General features: G+C 50.8%; 13 protein-coding genes. 8 read left to right on the top strand and 5 right to left on the bottom strand.

All coding sequences use genetic code 11. The annotated features are described in order from the left end of the window. The first annotated feature begins 59 nt into the window (after window positions 1-59). Entirely contained in the window at window positions 60-509 is a 450-nt protein-coding gene (gene ndk, locus H6F72_RS17255) for a nucleoside-diphosphate kinase (protein WP_190438638.1), read from the top strand. Between the two features lie 71 nt (window positions 510-580). Here the strand turns inward: ndk and mnmA are convergent, their stop codons facing one another. Beyond that, window positions 581-1,657 carry a tRNA 2-thiouridine(34) synthase MnmA gene (gene mnmA, locus H6F72_RS17260; RefSeq protein ID WP_190438176.1) on the bottom strand — a complete coding sequence of 359 codons (1,077 nt, stop codon included), beginning with the start codon at window positions 1,655-1,657 and terminating at the stop codon, window positions 581-583. A 152-nt stretch (window positions 1,658-1,809) separates the two neighbouring features. Here mnmA and H6F72_RS17265 point away from each other — a divergent pair, with 152 nt between their 5' ends. Together H6F72_RS17265 and H6F72_RS17270 are read left to right on the top strand one after the other, a co-directional pair. After that, window positions 1,810-2,637, top strand: coding sequence for an SPOR domain-containing protein (locus tag H6F72_RS17265; RefSeq protein ID WP_190438178.1), 828 nt, complete (start codon window positions 1,810-1,812; stop codon window positions 2,635-2,637). 45 nt (window positions 2,638-2,682) lie between these two features. Next, complete coding sequence (locus tag H6F72_RS17270; RefSeq protein ID WP_190438180.1) at window positions 2,683-4,242, top strand: NAD(P)H-hydrate dehydratase; 1,560 nt, start codon at window positions 2,683-2,685, stop codon at window positions 4,240-4,242. A gap of 291 nt (window positions 4,243-4,533) precedes the next feature. Here H6F72_RS17270 and H6F72_RS17275 read toward each other — a convergent pair whose 3' ends face one another. Beyond that, window positions 4,534-5,352 carry a hypothetical protein gene (locus H6F72_RS17275; protein WP_190438184.1) on the bottom strand — a complete coding sequence of 273 codons (819 nt, stop codon included), beginning with the start codon at window positions 5,350-5,352 and terminating at the stop codon, window positions 4,534-4,536. Further along, window positions 5,352-6,002, bottom strand: a complete 651-nt coding sequence (locus H6F72_RS17280) for a ParA family protein (RefSeq protein ID WP_190438185.1) — start codon at window positions 6,000-6,002, stop codon at window positions 5,352-5,354. The genes H6F72_RS17275 and H6F72_RS17280 overlap by 1 nt, the downstream gene beginning before the upstream one ends. Window positions 6,003-6,289: 287 nt before the next feature. On the opposite strand from H6F72_RS17280, the gene H6F72_RS17285 reads away from it, so the two are divergent. Further along, on the top strand, window positions 6,290-8,107 hold the full coding sequence (locus H6F72_RS17285) for an aspartate kinase (protein WP_190438188.1): 1,818 nt from the start codon (window positions 6,290-6,292) through the stop codon (window positions 8,105-8,107). A gap of 63 nt (window positions 8,108-8,170) precedes the next feature. On the opposite strand, the gene H6F72_RS17290 is transcribed toward H6F72_RS17285, so the two are convergent. Together H6F72_RS17290 and H6F72_RS17295 are read right to left on the bottom strand one after the other, a co-directional pair. Then, window positions 8,171-8,890 (bottom strand): biopolymer transporter ExbD, encoded by a 720-nt coding sequence (locus H6F72_RS17290; protein WP_190438191.1) that lies wholly within the window; start codon window positions 8,888-8,890, stop codon window positions 8,171-8,173. A gap of 27 nt (window positions 8,891-8,917) precedes the next feature. Continuing rightward, on the bottom strand, window positions 8,918-9,634 hold the full coding sequence (locus tag H6F72_RS17295) for a MotA/TolQ/ExbB proton channel family protein (RefSeq protein ID WP_190438196.1): 717 nt from the start codon (window positions 9,632-9,634) through the stop codon (window positions 8,918-8,920). A gap of 218 nt (window positions 9,635-9,852) precedes the next feature. Here H6F72_RS17295 and H6F72_RS17300 point away from each other — a divergent pair, with 218 nt between their 5' ends. The 4 genes from H6F72_RS17300 to trxA all read left to right on the top strand — a co-directional run bounded on the left by H6F72_RS17300 (window position 9,853) and on the right by trxA (window position 14,280). Beyond that, window positions 9,853-10,182 carry a YkvA family protein gene (locus H6F72_RS17300; RefSeq protein WP_190438198.1) on the top strand — a complete coding sequence of 110 codons (330 nt, stop codon included), beginning with the start codon at window positions 9,853-9,855 and terminating at the stop codon, window positions 10,180-10,182. Between the two features lie 270 nt (window positions 10,183-10,452). Then, window positions 10,453-13,149: an ATP-binding protein gene (locus H6F72_RS17305; RefSeq protein ID WP_190438201.1), complete on the top strand. Its 2,697-nt coding sequence runs from the start codon at window positions 10,453-10,455 to the stop codon at window positions 13,147-13,149. Window positions 13,150-13,325: 176 nt separating this feature from the next. After that, window positions 13,326-13,772 (top strand): response regulator, encoded by a 447-nt coding sequence (locus H6F72_RS17310; RefSeq protein ID WP_190438204.1) that lies wholly within the window; start codon window positions 13,326-13,328, stop codon window positions 13,770-13,772. Between the two features lie 184 nt (window positions 13,773-13,956). Then, window positions 13,957-14,280, top strand: coding sequence for a thioredoxin (gene trxA / locus H6F72_RS17315; RefSeq protein WP_190438208.1), 324 nt, complete (start codon window positions 13,957-13,959; stop codon window positions 14,278-14,280). The last annotated feature ends 579 nt before the right edge of the window (window positions 14,281-14,859 follow it).

Below are 14,859 nucleotides of genomic sequence, written 5' to 3' on the forward strand. Positions count from 1 at the left end.
AGAGACTTTCTGGGGTAATCTGGACGTTGTAACAGTTGATGAAATATCAGGAGTACCCCTTGGAACGGACATTTTTGGCGATTAAGCCCGATGGTGTGCAGCGGAAATTAGTCGGTGAAATCATTCGTCGCTTTGAAACCAAAGGCTTTACCTTAGTTGGCCTCAAGATCCTCAATGTGAGCCGCGAGTTGGCCGAGCAGCACTACGATGTCCACAAGGAAAGACCCTTCTTCGCTGGTCTTGTCGAGTTCATCACTTCTGGACCCGTTGTGGCAATGGTGTGGGAAGGCGAAGGCGTAGTTTCCTCTGCTCGGAAGATTATTGGTGCAACCAACCCCCTCGCCGCTGAGCCTGGTACGATTCGCGGTGACTTCGGGATCAACATTGGCCGTAACCTGATCCACGGTTCTGACGCGATCGAAACCGCTCAGCGGGAAATTGCCCTCTGGTTCAAAGAGGAAGAAATTGCCAACTGGGAACCCACGCTGATGGCTTGGACCCGCGAGTAAATCGGCTTCTCCCCTGTCCCCTCTCCCGCAGGAGAGGGGAGCCAGAAGGCGGGGTCAAGTTGGTAGGACGTTTATGAAGTTGGAGCTTCTAAGGGTTCAATGATGCCGCCACCGAGCACCACATCTCCGTCGTACCAAACTGCGGCTTGCCCAGGCGTGACGCTGAACTGAGGTTCATCAAACACTAGCTTGACGCGATCGCTACCATCCTGATCCAGCGGAATCACCGTCACAGGCACCGCAGGCGATCGATAGCGAATCTGAACTTCTGCACGAATCGGAGTGGTCGGGGCGGCGATCGCGACCCAATTTACTCGCTGCACAGTGCATTCTGCATGCTGTGCCTCTGTGCGCTCACCTACAATCACTCGATTTCGTCCTGCATCTAGGCCAATCACGTAGAGGGGTTGAGCCGCAGCAATCCCCAAGCCTTTGCGTTGACCGATGGTGTAGTGATGTACGCCTTCATGCTGGCCCAGTACCCGCCCTGCCTGATCGACAATGTCGCCTTTTTGCGGCGTGATGTACTGATCCAAAAACTTCTGCATAGAACCGTGGGCTTCAATCAGGCAGAGGTCCTGGCTTTCGGGCTTTTCAGCAGTGTAGAGACCCAGTTCTGCGGCAAGGCGGCGAGTTTCAGTTTTGGGATGCTCACCCAGCGGAAACAACACCCCAGCCAGAATCTCTTGGCTCAGGTCGTATAAGAAATAGGTTTGGTCTTTGCTGCGATCGACGGCTCGGCGCAGTTGGTAACGTCCAGTGGCTTCATCAACGGTGATCCGCGCATAGTGCCCGGTGGCAATGCGATCGATGCCGAAGTTCTCGCGGGCGTACTGTAGCATCGGCCCAAACTTCACGGCTTTGTTGCACTGAGAGCAAGGTAGTGGTGTGATGCCGGCGCTGTAACCCGACACCAAGTAATCAATAATGTAGGTTTGGAAGGTGTCTCGGATATCGACGATGTGGTGCGGAATTTCTAATTGTTCGCAGATCCGGGCAGCGTCCACCATGCCCTCGGAGCAGCATTGGCCTTTCCCCTTCATCAGCCATAGGGTCATGCCAACGACTTCGTAGCCTTGCTGGTGGAGGATGGCGGCTGTAACGGAACTATCAACTCCACCGGAGAGTCCTACCACAACTTTATTCATGGACTGCCAATACTGCTGAGAGTAAGCTAACTCTCCTAGGCTAACATTCTCTTGCCCAGAGCTTGTCAAGAGATAGCGCTTTTTCCGTGCTACACTAACCGCAAATTTTTATCGCCAAAGTATTAGGAAATATCCCTAGGGTTGCGATCGCTATGACCATTCATTCAGGCAACAGATCTAAGAAATCTACTCAAGAACTGCGCTTATCTGTGGGTGAATTAAAACCTGGAACCCAACCCCGATGGAGCTGGGCTGCGGCACCCTTGGCAATGTTGCTATGCCAAGGTGGACTAGCGCTGGTAGTTAATGGGGCGATCGCGGCTGAACCGAAAGCCAGTGTGTTAGTGGCGCAGGAATTTAATTTTGAAGCACCACCCCCACCGTCTGATCAGTTTCCTTCAGTGATTGTGCCCCGTGATCCTACCCTACCCACCTTAGAGCCAGCCCCCGCTCCTTTTCCAAATAGCGCTGCTCCAGTCACCGCGCCATCGCCTAGCATCCGTGCGCTGCCCTCAGAAACCTATCTAGTTTTTGTGAATGGCAATAGCCCCTTAATGCTGGACCAAGTGAGACGAGTCGAGCCAGAGGCTTTTCGCAAAGAATATCGAGGCCGTACAGTCATCCAAGTGGGGCAATTTATCGACCAATCGAATGCTAGACGGCGAGCCGAGGCATTGCAAGACCAAGGCATTCGCGCTGAAGTTGCCCAAGTTTCTGGCAGTGGTAGTGGCAATTCAGCATCAGCCAAGCCGAAGGGCTATTATGTGGTGGTTCCAGCGGGAAATAGAGAACTTGCCGCCATTCGAGATCAAGTGAAACGGCTAGCAGGCGACCTACGGGTGAACGTGATTCCCCGAGAAAAGCCGAGAGGTCAGCACATTGCGGTGGGGCCTTTCACCAATTGGGATGCTGCGAATTCTTGGAATCGCTATGTCAAAGATTTCGGCATTAACAATGCGCGAGTTTACTACGGACGCTAAAGCTGGCTAGCGATCGCTTGAATCAGTAGGTGGGGGAATAGCACTGTGGCTCCAGGACAAAACAGGCTAGAGCAAATTCAGCAGTTTATCGTGACTGCCGAGCAAATGCGGGCGATCGAGGGACGGGCATTTGCGGCGGGTATGCCTGTGGCTGCACTGATGGAAAAAGTGGCTGGCTTGATCACGCGACGAGTGCAAGCGCTATATCCACTCTCTACTCATCAAAAAGTTGGGGTGCTGGTGGGGCCAGGGCATAACGGCGGAGATGCCCTAGTCGTGGCGCGGGAGCTGCACTTGCAAGGCTATGAAGTGGTCATCTATCGCCCATTTTCTAGGCTGAAAGAGTTAACCCAGCAGCACGCTCAGTATGCCGAGAGTTTGGGCATTGCCTTGGTAAACGAGATAGAAGCTCTGCAATCCTGTGATTGGTTGATTGATGGCCTGTTTGGGTTTGGGCTAGAGCGATCGCTCTCTGCTTCCATCGCCGAAGCTGTGAATCAGATTAATCAATGGTCAGTGCCAGTCGTGAGCATTGATTTACCTTCTGGTCTGCACACCGATACAGGAGCCGCTTTAGGAACGGCGATTCGAGCCACCCAAACTCTGTGTTTAGGATTATGGAAGCTAGGACTTCTGCAAGACAACGCCTTGGAGTATGTCGGGACTGCCGAGTTAATTGATTTCGGCTTGCCTCTAGCGGATATTGAGGCAGTACTGGCTGATTCTCCGTGCATCCATCGAGTCACACCGCAGAGTGCGATCGCCAATCTGCCCCTCCCTCGGTCCGCCACCACCCACAAATACAAAATGGGGCACTTACTAGCCATCTGCGGCTCTCATCGTTATACAGGCGGAGCGATTCTGACGGCATTAGGAGCACGAGCTAGTGGTGTGGGCATGCTCTCTGTCGCAGTCCCAGAATCAATTAAGCCGTTGCTTTCTGCTCAGTTACCCGAAGCCCTAATCATTGGTTGCCCAGAAAACAGCAGTGGCGCGATCGCTCAGCTACCTGAAAGCGTAGAACTCAGTTCTTACAATGCGATCGCTTGTGGTCCCGGTCTGACGATGGATGCCAGCACTGTAGTTGAGCGAGTTATAGCTAGCGATCGCCCTTTAGTTCTAGATGCCGATGGCTTAAACGTGTTGGCTCAAGCAGGTACCATCCCAACTCTCACTCAACGCCAAGCTCCTACCATCCTCACACCCCATTTCGGGGAATTTAAGCGCTTGTTTCCTGAAATCGCAGCGGGGATGACAAATCGAGTGATCGCAGTCCGAGAAGCAGCTCAACAAACGGGAGCGGTGGTGTTGCTGAAAGGAGCCAGAGTCGCGATCGCGAATCCAGATGGCACCGTTTGGATCAACCCAGCCAGTACACCTGCCCTAGCGCGGGGTGGTAGTGGTGATGTGCTGACAGGTTTGATTGGAGGACTACTAGCGCAAGATATGTTGCAGTCGGCTCCAATCGAGGCAGCAGTACAAACGGGGGTTTGGTGGCATGCCGAAGCAGGAATGCTTGCGGCTCAGGAACGCACAGAGTTAGGGGTTGATGCGTTTACGCTGACCCAATATTTGATGCCAGCTTTGCGATCGCATTTACAATAGCAAGACCTAACCCCCAGCCCCTTCCCTGTAGGGAAGGGGAGCTAGAGTTTCAAAGTCCCTCGCCTCTCAGGAGAGGGATTTAGGGAGAGGTCTGTTGCCCGTTCGCTCCTCACCCGCTACTTGGATGAACACCAAAAAAACTATCTACCCTGGCAAGATTTCTTGGAAGTTCGCGATCGCCTAACTGAGCACCTTGAGAAGACTACGGCGATCGCCTAGGGGATTCAAGAAAAAACGATCGCCCCTGTTTTAGAAGCGATCGCCTGTAATTAACTCAATTGCAAATCAGCCTTAGTCAAACCAACCCAGGTCAGAATCAGAAGTAGTGTTGCTAGGATAGTGCTTGTGCATTGAGTGTTGAGGAATGCGCTCCTGTAGCACAATGCGATGCGATCGGTAGTCTCGGTTGCCTGAATCAGGCGCAGGAGACTGAGGCACCCTTGCCAACTGTACACTTTGGGGTTTAGCAGGTTCCTTCTTTGCTGCTGCCCTATGTGCTGGTACGAGTGCTGCCCTAGCTGGGGGTTCTGACTTAGCTGCGGGTTCTGGCTTAGCGTTGGATTCAGTCAGTTGCAGAATCACCTTCTTGGCTTCCTCCAGCTCAGACTCCAGCTTCTTGCTGTGCTTCACTTCGGTCTGCAACTTATGAGACAACGACTTTTGCTCATCCAAATCTGTTTGGATGGCAGTAATTTTGTCTAATAAGGACTTTTCAGTTTTCCGAGCCGCTTCTAAATCTTTGCGTAACTCTGCGATCGTGGCTTCTAAGCTTGAAGTGCTACCTGTAGCTGGCTTAGGGCTAGCATCATCATCACTGTGATTCGCCTTACTAGTAGCCTGCTTTGTAGCAGCAGCTTTAGCAGGGGTGGATTTGCCACCTGCACTAGAACCACGCTTAGATTTAGCCGCCGTATCTTCAGGCTGCTCAGGAGCGGCAACAGGTTGAGCCTTGACATCTACAGTCTGTGCTGAGGCGGGCTCGGCATTATTAGGGGTATTGTGGGACGTTTGCACCAACTCCTGACTCCTTTCAACAGTTCCAACTACTTCTGATTCTAGGGACTTCTGAGCCTCCTCTCGCAGCAAATCGCCCAAGCCTTTCTTCACCATCACTTCCTCCAGTCTCTCTGTATCTCTTCTGCAACTCGACGGTAGTCTGCCTCAGCCTCACGAGCATTTTTGCCCCGCCATTGCATAATGGATGCCCCATCTAAAGCTGCGCGCTCATGAGCTTTATACGCTCGAATGAAAGCATTACAAGCAGGGATGCCTAACTCTAGCAATGTATTTTGAGCTTCTAGCGCTTCTGCCAAACTGCGCGGATCAACTCTGGTCAACAGCACTCGGTGCATTACGCCCGTGGGTATCACCGCCGTTTTCACTGTTTCAATCAACACCGTTAAATCCATTGGCGCAGGAGGGCTGGGAAGTACAAGATAATCCGCCGCTGGCACCACTGCTGCTAAAGCATCCGAACCAAGCGCAGGTGGCGTATCAACCACAATTAACTCGTAACCTTTTACTTTTCGCAGGTCTGCGAGGCGCGTGGCATCTGTCTCGCGTCTTAAATCAAAGCCAATGCCCTTTTCACTCCGCTCCACCCACCAACTGGCAGAATGTTGCGGATCTGAGTCCACTAGCAACACCCGATACTTGTCTGAGAATGCTGCTGCCAGATTAACTGCTGTAGTCGTCTTGCCAACTCCGCCCTTCCCATTCAGTACAGCGAGGATCTTTTGTGGCGAGGACGCTGACTTCAAAGATGATCTCCTTTAATGCGGTCTAGAAGTTGGCTAGTTGAATGCTATCTAAGCACCTCTGAGGTCGAATATACATCGTTCCTAGGAGTAAAAATTGTTTGGTTTCGATTCTTATTGGCTAGCATTGCCAAAAAACTTGTAAGGTTTATTCTCAATCTTGCTGTTTCGGCCTAGTCCATTCTGATAAGTTTATTAGGTTAATTTAATTATTAGTACCTGCCTGCTCCCTGACAGATTTGACGCTACAACTGTTCACAGCAGAGTGGGAGGGTTGTAGGGGAAGGGTCATGGCGCTGATTGTCCAGAAGTACGGTGGAACGTCTGTTGGTTCGGTAGAACGCATTCAAGCAGTTGCTCAGCGAGTGGTAAAGGCAGTTAAAGCTGGCAACTCCTTGGTGGTGGTGGTTTCAGCAATGGGGAAAACTACCGATGGTTTGGTCAAGTTAGCCCACGAAATTTCGACTCAACCCAATCGGCGGGAGATGGATATGCTGCTCTCGACCGGGGAGCAAGTTTCGATCGCCCTGCTTAGTATGGCGATTCAAGAACTCGGTCAGCCTGCCATTTCCATGACGGGGGCACAAGTGGGCATTGTCACCGAAGCCGAACATAGTCGTGCCCGGATTCTGCACATTCAGCCCGATCGCGTCCAACGCCAACTAGAAGCAGGAAAAGTTGTGGTTGTGGCAGGGTTCCAGGGGGTTGCTAGTCGCGAAGAACTAGAGATTACCACCTTGGGTCGGGGTGGTTCCGACACCTCAGCGGTGGCATTAGCGGCAGCCCTCCGAGCCGATGTCTGCGAAATTTACACCGATGTCCCTGGCATCTTGACCACCGATCCTCGCTTGGTGCCAGACGCGCAACTGATGACTGAAATTACCTGCGACGAAATGTTGGAACTGGCAAGTTTAGGAGCTAAGGTTCTGCATCCGCGCGCAGTAGAAATTGCCCGAAACTATGGCGTGCCTTTGGTGGTGCGTTCTAGCTGGACAGAGGAGCCTGGAACCAAAGTTGTTTCACCCACACCGCAACCTCGCCCCCTGGAAAATTTAGAACTGGCGCGTCCTGTTGATGGCGTAGAGTTTGACACCGACCAAGCCAAGGTGGCTTTGCTGCACATTCCCGATCGCCCTGGAGTTGCAGCCCGATTGTTCGGTGAGATTGCTACCCAAGACTTAGATGTAGACCTGATTATTCAATCTATTCATGAGGGCAACTCCAACGACATCGCCTTCACGGTCACCAAGAACTCTTTAAACCGAGCTGAAGCTGTAGCCGCCGCGATTGTACCTGCTTTGGGCGCACAACTTGGCCTAGGGCCAGATGCTGCCGATGTCATGGTGCAACGCCAAATTGCCAAAGTCAGTATTGCGGGCGCAGGGATGATTGGTCGGCCTGGGGTGGCCGCGCAAATGTTTTCTACCTTGGCAGCCGCAGGCGTCAACATCCAGATGATTTCCACCTCAGAGGTGAAAGTGAGCTGCGTGATCGATGCGGAGGATTGCGATCGCGCCATTGCTGCCTTGTGCGAAACCTTTGAGGTTCACAGTTCCTCCGCCAAGCTCACGCCAGCCGTGGAAGTTCATACTCCCGACGAACCCCCAGTGCGGGGTGTGGCCCTAGACCTGAATCAAGCGCGTCTCGCCATCCGACACGTCCCCGATCGCCCTGGCATGGCCGCAAAAATCTTCCAGATCTTGGCTGAGCAAAACATCAGCGTGGACATGATCATCCAGTCTCAGCGCTGCCGAGTGGTCAACGGAGCCAGCACCCGCGATATCGCCTGCACCGTGGCGCAAATCGATGCTGAAGCTGCCCGCGCCGTACTCGAAAAAGCTGCTCCTGAGCTAGGCTGTGGTGAGATTGTCGTAGACTCTGCGATCGCCAAAGTCAGCATTGTTGGGACTGGCATGGTGGGCAAACCAGGCATCGCCGCCCAGATGTTTGAGGCGCTATCTCAACACCAAATCAATATCCAAATGATTGCTACCTCCGAGATCAAAGTCAGTTGCGTTGTGGCTCAAGACCAAGGCACGACTGCTCTCCAAGCCATCCACGCCGCTTTCAATCTCTCTGGTAGCCAAAAAATCCAAGTTCCCGCTTAGAGCACCTAACCCCTCAGTCCCCTTCCCTCGCAGGGAAGGGGAAGCGAAGATTCTTTGGGGGTTTTACTGAGGAGCCGCTTCAGGTGCGATCGGTTGAGTCAAGGTACCTGTTGAATTTGGCCCAGCGCCATTTGCTCCAGTACCGTTGGGTCCAGTACCATTCGGTCCAGCACCATTCGGTCCAGCACCATTTGGCACCTGTCCCGGACTGGGGAATAGCTGCACATTGGGATTAAATGTGGGAGATGGATTAGCTCCTGGCGGCTCTAGATTTAATGGATAGGGTGAGGCACCAGGCAACGGCGCTCCACCTGGAAGTGGAGCAACACCAGGCAAAGTAGGATTGGCAGGGTTTGTCTGATTTCCAGCAGGGTTTGGACTACCAGGTAAGGTCGCTAAAGCCACGCGATCGCCCCCTACCGAGCGCAACAAATCCAGCACCCGCACCACATCATCATAAATTGCGGTTTTGGGCGCATACAGCACAATCATGCCGTCAGGATTGGTTTGTTGATAGCCCAGAAGTTGCTGATAAAGTACAGCCTCCGTCACCGGATTTTGGTCAATGTAAGTCTGCCCGACCGAATCGATACTGACTACCAACATCTGACGCATTTGGGTAGCAGCAGTACCCGCTTGGGGTAGATCCACGTTGATAGCTTGCTGTCGCGTCAGTTGCAGAGCTGCCAAAATGAAAAATGTCAGGATACAAAAGATGACATCAATCAGCGGAATAATCTGGATTTGAACTTCTTCGCCGGGAGACTCCAGGTTGATTTTCATGACCTTGTGAAAATAGGGGCAGCAAACTTAATAGTCAGTCAGGTTAGGAGTATCCGTTTTTGTCTCCGAAGTAGAAGGATAGGTAGCGGCAGCACTGCCTACCAAAGGCGAAACCCCTTTTCTTTCCAGCCATTGCTGGCGGTGGAGGAGCTCTAAATCGTTACCAGCTTTGCGAAATAGTTTCACTTGATTAAACAGCAGACCTTGAAATAGTCGATAGAATGCTAACGCCAAAATTGCCACAATTAGGCCAGCGGCTGTACTAATCAACGCTTCACCAATACCAGTGGTAACCCCTGCTGTAGAAGCAGTACCAATGTCACCAATCCGAATCGATCGCAGCGATTGGATCAAGCCCACGACTGTTCCTAAAAGTCCTAAGAGCGGAGAGAGCGCAATCACTGCTTCCAACGCTTTGTCACCTCGGCGCATAGAGGCCAATTCTTCATCAGCAGAGGCTTCCAACGCCAGCTTAAATAACTCTGGGTCAGGATTTTGTAGTCTTAGAGGCGCATAGAGAAAACGCCCAACGGGTTGATCGTCAGCTCTTCTAGCCAAGTCGGCAGCTTTACCCCAGTCATGCGGTGCTGCATCCATCACCCGTTCTACTATTTCTTTCTCTTGGGTCAAGATGCGAGACCAAAACCACAAGCGTTCAATAATGGCACTCAGAGCAATGATCGACAAGACCAGCAACGGCCACATTGCGATTCCGCCCTTCTGAAATAGCTCTGCAATATTCACAGTTATTTCCTGCCTCCGTGCATTCCTCAAGCCAGCATTTTCTCTACAGGGTACCTGCAATTGGTGCCAAGAAGTAGAGAGCGATCGCCCGCTGAAATAGTTTCTAGAAAATTAAAAGAGTTTTTTAAGTAGAGCTTGCCGACCGGATGCACCAGATATCCACACCAGAAATTCTATGCAAAATTTGCCAAAATCAAGATAACTTCAAAGGCAAGCTTATGAACTTCTCTATTCAATCCGTTTACAACTGGTACCGCGACACCATCCGGAACCCCAAATATCGTTGGTGGATTATTCTCGGCTCGTTGCTGTACTTATTCAGCCCGATTGATATTGCGCCCGATTTTATCCCTGTGATTGGTTGGATCGACGATACCGTCATTCTGACCCTCCTAATTGGTGAAGTCTCCCAGATGTTAACCGCCCGCTTGAAGTCTGCCTCTAAGCCTACTGAGTCAGATGAAGCTTTCGAGTACACCAATAATGCCTCTGCGACTGGTTCTGGTGGTTCCAGCACAGTTGATGTAGATGCTGTTTCTGTTAAATAGTGCTGCATAGTGCCGCTAAATGATGGGGAAGTCGCGATCGCCCCATGCCACCACTAATACTCCTGCATCACTTACAACTGCATAACTTCTATCGCCCCTCCGGATTGGTGCTCGTTAATGACCAGACTAGAGGGGATTTTGCTGTGCTTTTTGGCTTTGGGGCAGACTTATGGCCTTTTTTGAGATAAAGAGATCTAGCTGGATTTCTGCTAACTCAGTTAATCTTCATTAGCCTAGTAGGTACATTGCTGTTGATAGCTGTGGTTTTAGATGACTTTTCCTAGCCGCTGGGTTCAATTGAATCCTTCTCGTAGCCTTCAAGCTCGATTGGGGTTAGCAACAGGTGGCATTGTGCTGCTGCTATCAATCTTGCTGAGCTGGTTGGTAGGGTATACCACGAGTGTGCAGCTACAAAATACTCAGGGGCAATCTCTGGCTGAGTTGGCTTATCAAATGGCCGACAAACTCGATCGCGGCATGTTTGAGCGCTACCGCGAAATCCAAATTTTGGCGGCTCTGCCACCCATTCGAGAGGCAACTTATTCGCAACCAGCTCGGCGATCGCTATTAGAAAAGTTGCAATCCACCTTTTCTGACTACGCCTGGATTGCGCTGATCGATCCTCAGGGCAACGTACTTACAAGTACAGGCGGCATTCTGGAAGGGGTTAGTGTTGCTTCGAGGGATGTGTTTCAGCAGGGACGCAACAAAACTTTTGTTGGCGATGTTCACGATGCCGTCATGCTGGCTAAGCTGCTGCCACATCCGAATGGCGAACCTTTAAGATTTCTCGACTTAGCAGCTCCGGTGCTGAGTGAGCAGGGGCAGTTTCAAGGCGTGATTGCAGCGCATCTTAGTTGGGCCTGGGCGGAGGAAGTGAAGAAGTCCCTGCTGGAGCCGCTGGGACAGCACAGCCAAGTCGAAATTTTTGTGCTGAGTACTGACGGCAAAGTCTTACTGGGACCAGATGCTTTGCAAGGCAAAACCCTCACCGTACCGAGTGTGCAGAAGGTGCAGGCGAACCAGAATCACTATCTGCTTGAATCTTGGGCAGGGGAAGGAAAATTTCTAACTGGATTTGCTCGCGCTCAAGGGTATCGAGATTACCCCGGTTTAGATTGGCTCGTGCTAGTGAGGCAAAAAGCAGAGGTAGCGCTAGCCCCCGCTCGCAAACTGCAAAGGCAAATTTTGGGACTGGGGTTAATCTGTGGCGTTGGGTTTGCGCTCCTCAGTTGGCTGAGTGCTAGTCGCATTGTTGATCCGATGTTGGAAATTGCCGCGATCGCCAACCGGATGAGACAAGGAGACCAACGAGTACCAATTCCGCTCTTGGAGGGGCGAGACGAGCTAGCCAAACTATCGCAATCTCTGCGCTACCTGGTTTCAACGCTAAACGGACAACAAGAGGCGTTGTACCAAAGTGAAGAGCAATATCGATTACTCTCAGAAGCGCTGCCACAGTTTGTTTGGCTTCTAGACCCAGAAGGACAAGTTGAATACTGCAATCGCTATTGGTACAACTACACTGGCTTGAGTGAAGCTCAAACTCTAGGCTGCGGCTGGGAAGTAGCGCTACACCCAGAGGATTACGCTCACACGAGACGACAGTGGCGGCAAGCAACCAAAACAGGTGATCCCTGCGAGATTGAGTACCGAATGCGCTCAGCTACCGGAGAATATCGCTGGTATTTGGCTTCCCTAGGACCAGCCCATGACCAAGCAGGACGCATTATCAAATGGGTGGGCACGGCTATTGACATCGAAGCTCGTAAGCGAGTGGAGGTGGAACGAAGCGAACTACTGAATCGAGAAAAAACCGCCCGCGAACAAGCAGAAACGGCTAACCAGCTCAAAGACGAGTTTCTGGCGGTGTTGTCCCACGAGTTGCGATCGCCCCTGAACCCAATTTTGGGATGGGCCAAGTTACTACGCACTCGCCAATTTGACCCGGAAACAACGGATCAAGCTCTAGAAACGATTGAACGTAACGCTAAGCTACAAGCCCAACTTGTAGAAGATTTGCTCGATGTCTCTCGGATTCTGCAAGGTAAGTTGAGCTTAAATGTCGCCACCGTGAACCTAGCGACAACCATTCAATCGGCGATCGAAACAGTGCGGTTAGCCGCAACGGCAAAGTCGATTCAGATTCACGCGGAGCTAGATCAATGGGTGGGGTTGGTGGCGGGAGATGCCAACCGACTTCAGCAAGTCGTGTGGAACTTACTATCGAATGCGGTCAAGTTTACGCCTGCTGGCGGCAACGTAGAAGTGCGCTTAGAGGCGATCGCGCCTTATGCCCAGATTCAAGTGATTGATACAGGCCGAGGCATTCGTCCAGAATTTCTACCCCATGTATTCGATCATTTTCGGCAGGCGGACAGTAGCACGACTCGGCAGTTTGGTGGCTTGGGTCTAGGTCTGGCGATCGTGCGTCAAGTCGTTGAGTTGCATGGCGGTACAGTACAAGTAGACAGCCTGGGCGAAGGAATGGGCGCAACTTTCACTGTGCGGCTACCCATGATGCAAGCCGCGACCGAAACAGAGCCTCAGCCATCCTTAGCTCCAGAAGAAACGAGCTTAGAGGGCATTAGAGTCCTAGTGGTAGATGACGAGGCCGATATGAGGACATTAGCCAGCACAGTCCTCAAGCAAGCAGGGGCTGAGGTGAAGCTAGCTGCCTCTGCAAGTGAGGCATTGGCGGTTTTGCGCCAGTCAGGAGCAGATGTGTTGGTGAGTGATATTGGTATGTCCGAAATGGATGGCTATCGGCTGATTCGCCAAGTCAGGACCATTGATCAAGATCTGGAGGAACCCATTCCTGCGATCGCCCTCACCGCTTACGCTGCTGATTCTGACCAAAAACAAGCCCTGTCAGCTGGCTTCCAAAAGCATTTGGCTAAACCTGTGGAACCGGATGAACTTATTCAAGCGATCGCAACCCTGGTAAAACCAAAAGCTTCACGGTAACTGGTCGAACAAGTAGATTGAATCACACAAGCCATGGAAGTGATATATATCACTTTTCAACTTCATGGCATTTCCACTCCTTAGGGGCTTCCTCAGTAACATCGCAATCCATTAATTTAGCAAGAGTTATTCTCATAGCTCCTAATCAGCGTCAGCAGGGGCTTTTCAGTTCTGCTATGTCCAGATCCGCAGACCAAAAAACAATTGAGCAGCCATTACCGTTAGCAGATTTATGGTTGCTGCTGATAGAAGATGAGCCAGATACTGCTGAGTTGCTAACTTTTGTCCTAGAACAGTATGGGGCTCAAGTCATCACTGTGAAGTCGGGCTACGAAGCGCTCAAAACAATGGAATGCTTTGTTCCCAACGTGCTCATTACTGATATTCGGTTGCCTGATACAGATGGCTGGTCGCTCTTAGCCGAGGTAAGAGCTTTAGGGGACCAAAAAAGGATACAAGCTGTTCCTGCGATCGCCATCACTAATTACAGCACCAAGCTATTAGACCAACAAGTAAACAGCAAAGCGTTAGCTGTCGGGTTTCAGAAGTACTTTTCTAAGCCACTAGAGTTTAATGAATTTGTGATGGCTGTGGCTGAGTTAGCTCAACGTCAGTCCTACTAGAACGTCAGGCTTACTAACGCGATCGCGTTTTGTCATCGTCTGCCCAAGAACCAAATCAATAAAGCAATCCCCAACCCAATTAAAATTGCCACCAGAATCAGCGTAGACCAAGAAATACCAACCATAGATCAGGTTCGCTTTTCGTAGCGTAACTGTGGGACAATCATATCTTTGCAAGAATCTTATGACTGCTGCGTATATTCAAGGCGAAACTGAGTTCAATACGCTTTTAGAGAGCGAGCCACTGTTGGTAGTAGACTGTACCGCTACTTGGTGCGGTCCTTGTAAACTAGTTGCCCCTTTAGTCGATCAACTGGCAATAGATTATAGCGATCGCGCGAAGGTCTGCAAACTAGACCTTGACTCCAACAAGGACGTGGCTAAGCGGTTTGGCATCCGCAGTATTCCTGCCATCATGATCTTCAAGCAAGGCGAATTAGCAGAAACGCTAGTAGGCGCTAAACCTTATGCAGAGTTCACTAGCGCTCTAGATAAATACCTTGCTTAATCTTAAAAGCTTAATCTTAAAAAGATAAGCACTTTTGCGTAACTACAGAAGACGTATTTGGAAGTAGAGAGAAAGCTTAAAACTCTCTACTTCCCTTCATTAAAATGTCACAGAAACTTTTTATTTGAAAAGCGATCGCTTTACAGGTAGCTAAATATAGCTAAATTTTAGCGATCGCTTTGGCGCTTGAATTAGCAGATTGAGGATGAGGTAAGACCTCTCTGCTGTGCTAAGCCGATCCTAATTGAAGTAATTGAAATACTCTTAACTTCAGCTATTGAAGATAGCTAAAGATACTCTTTGAGCAGAACTATAAGAGCAATTTTTCAGTATTTCATCAGAGTAATAGAAGTACTAATACCAATTCTCCAAATTCTATTTACAGATATTCGTAGAGGCGAACGACCGTTCGCCTACAGCCAAGCATTTGTAGCCTGATTTTCAGGAATTGGTATAAGAGCAGCAGGCTGGAAATAATTAAACCTCACCATTAGCGGTTACCTGTACTAATTTGACAACTTCATTTTGGCCGATTCTGGGCTTGAGTTAAGTCGGACTGCATCGCTAACCACAGTCACT

Source organism: Trichocoleus sp. FACHB-46 (assembly GCF_014695385.1).
GTDB lineage: Bacteria > Cyanobacteriota > Cyanobacteriia > FACHB-46 > FACHB-46 > Trichocoleus.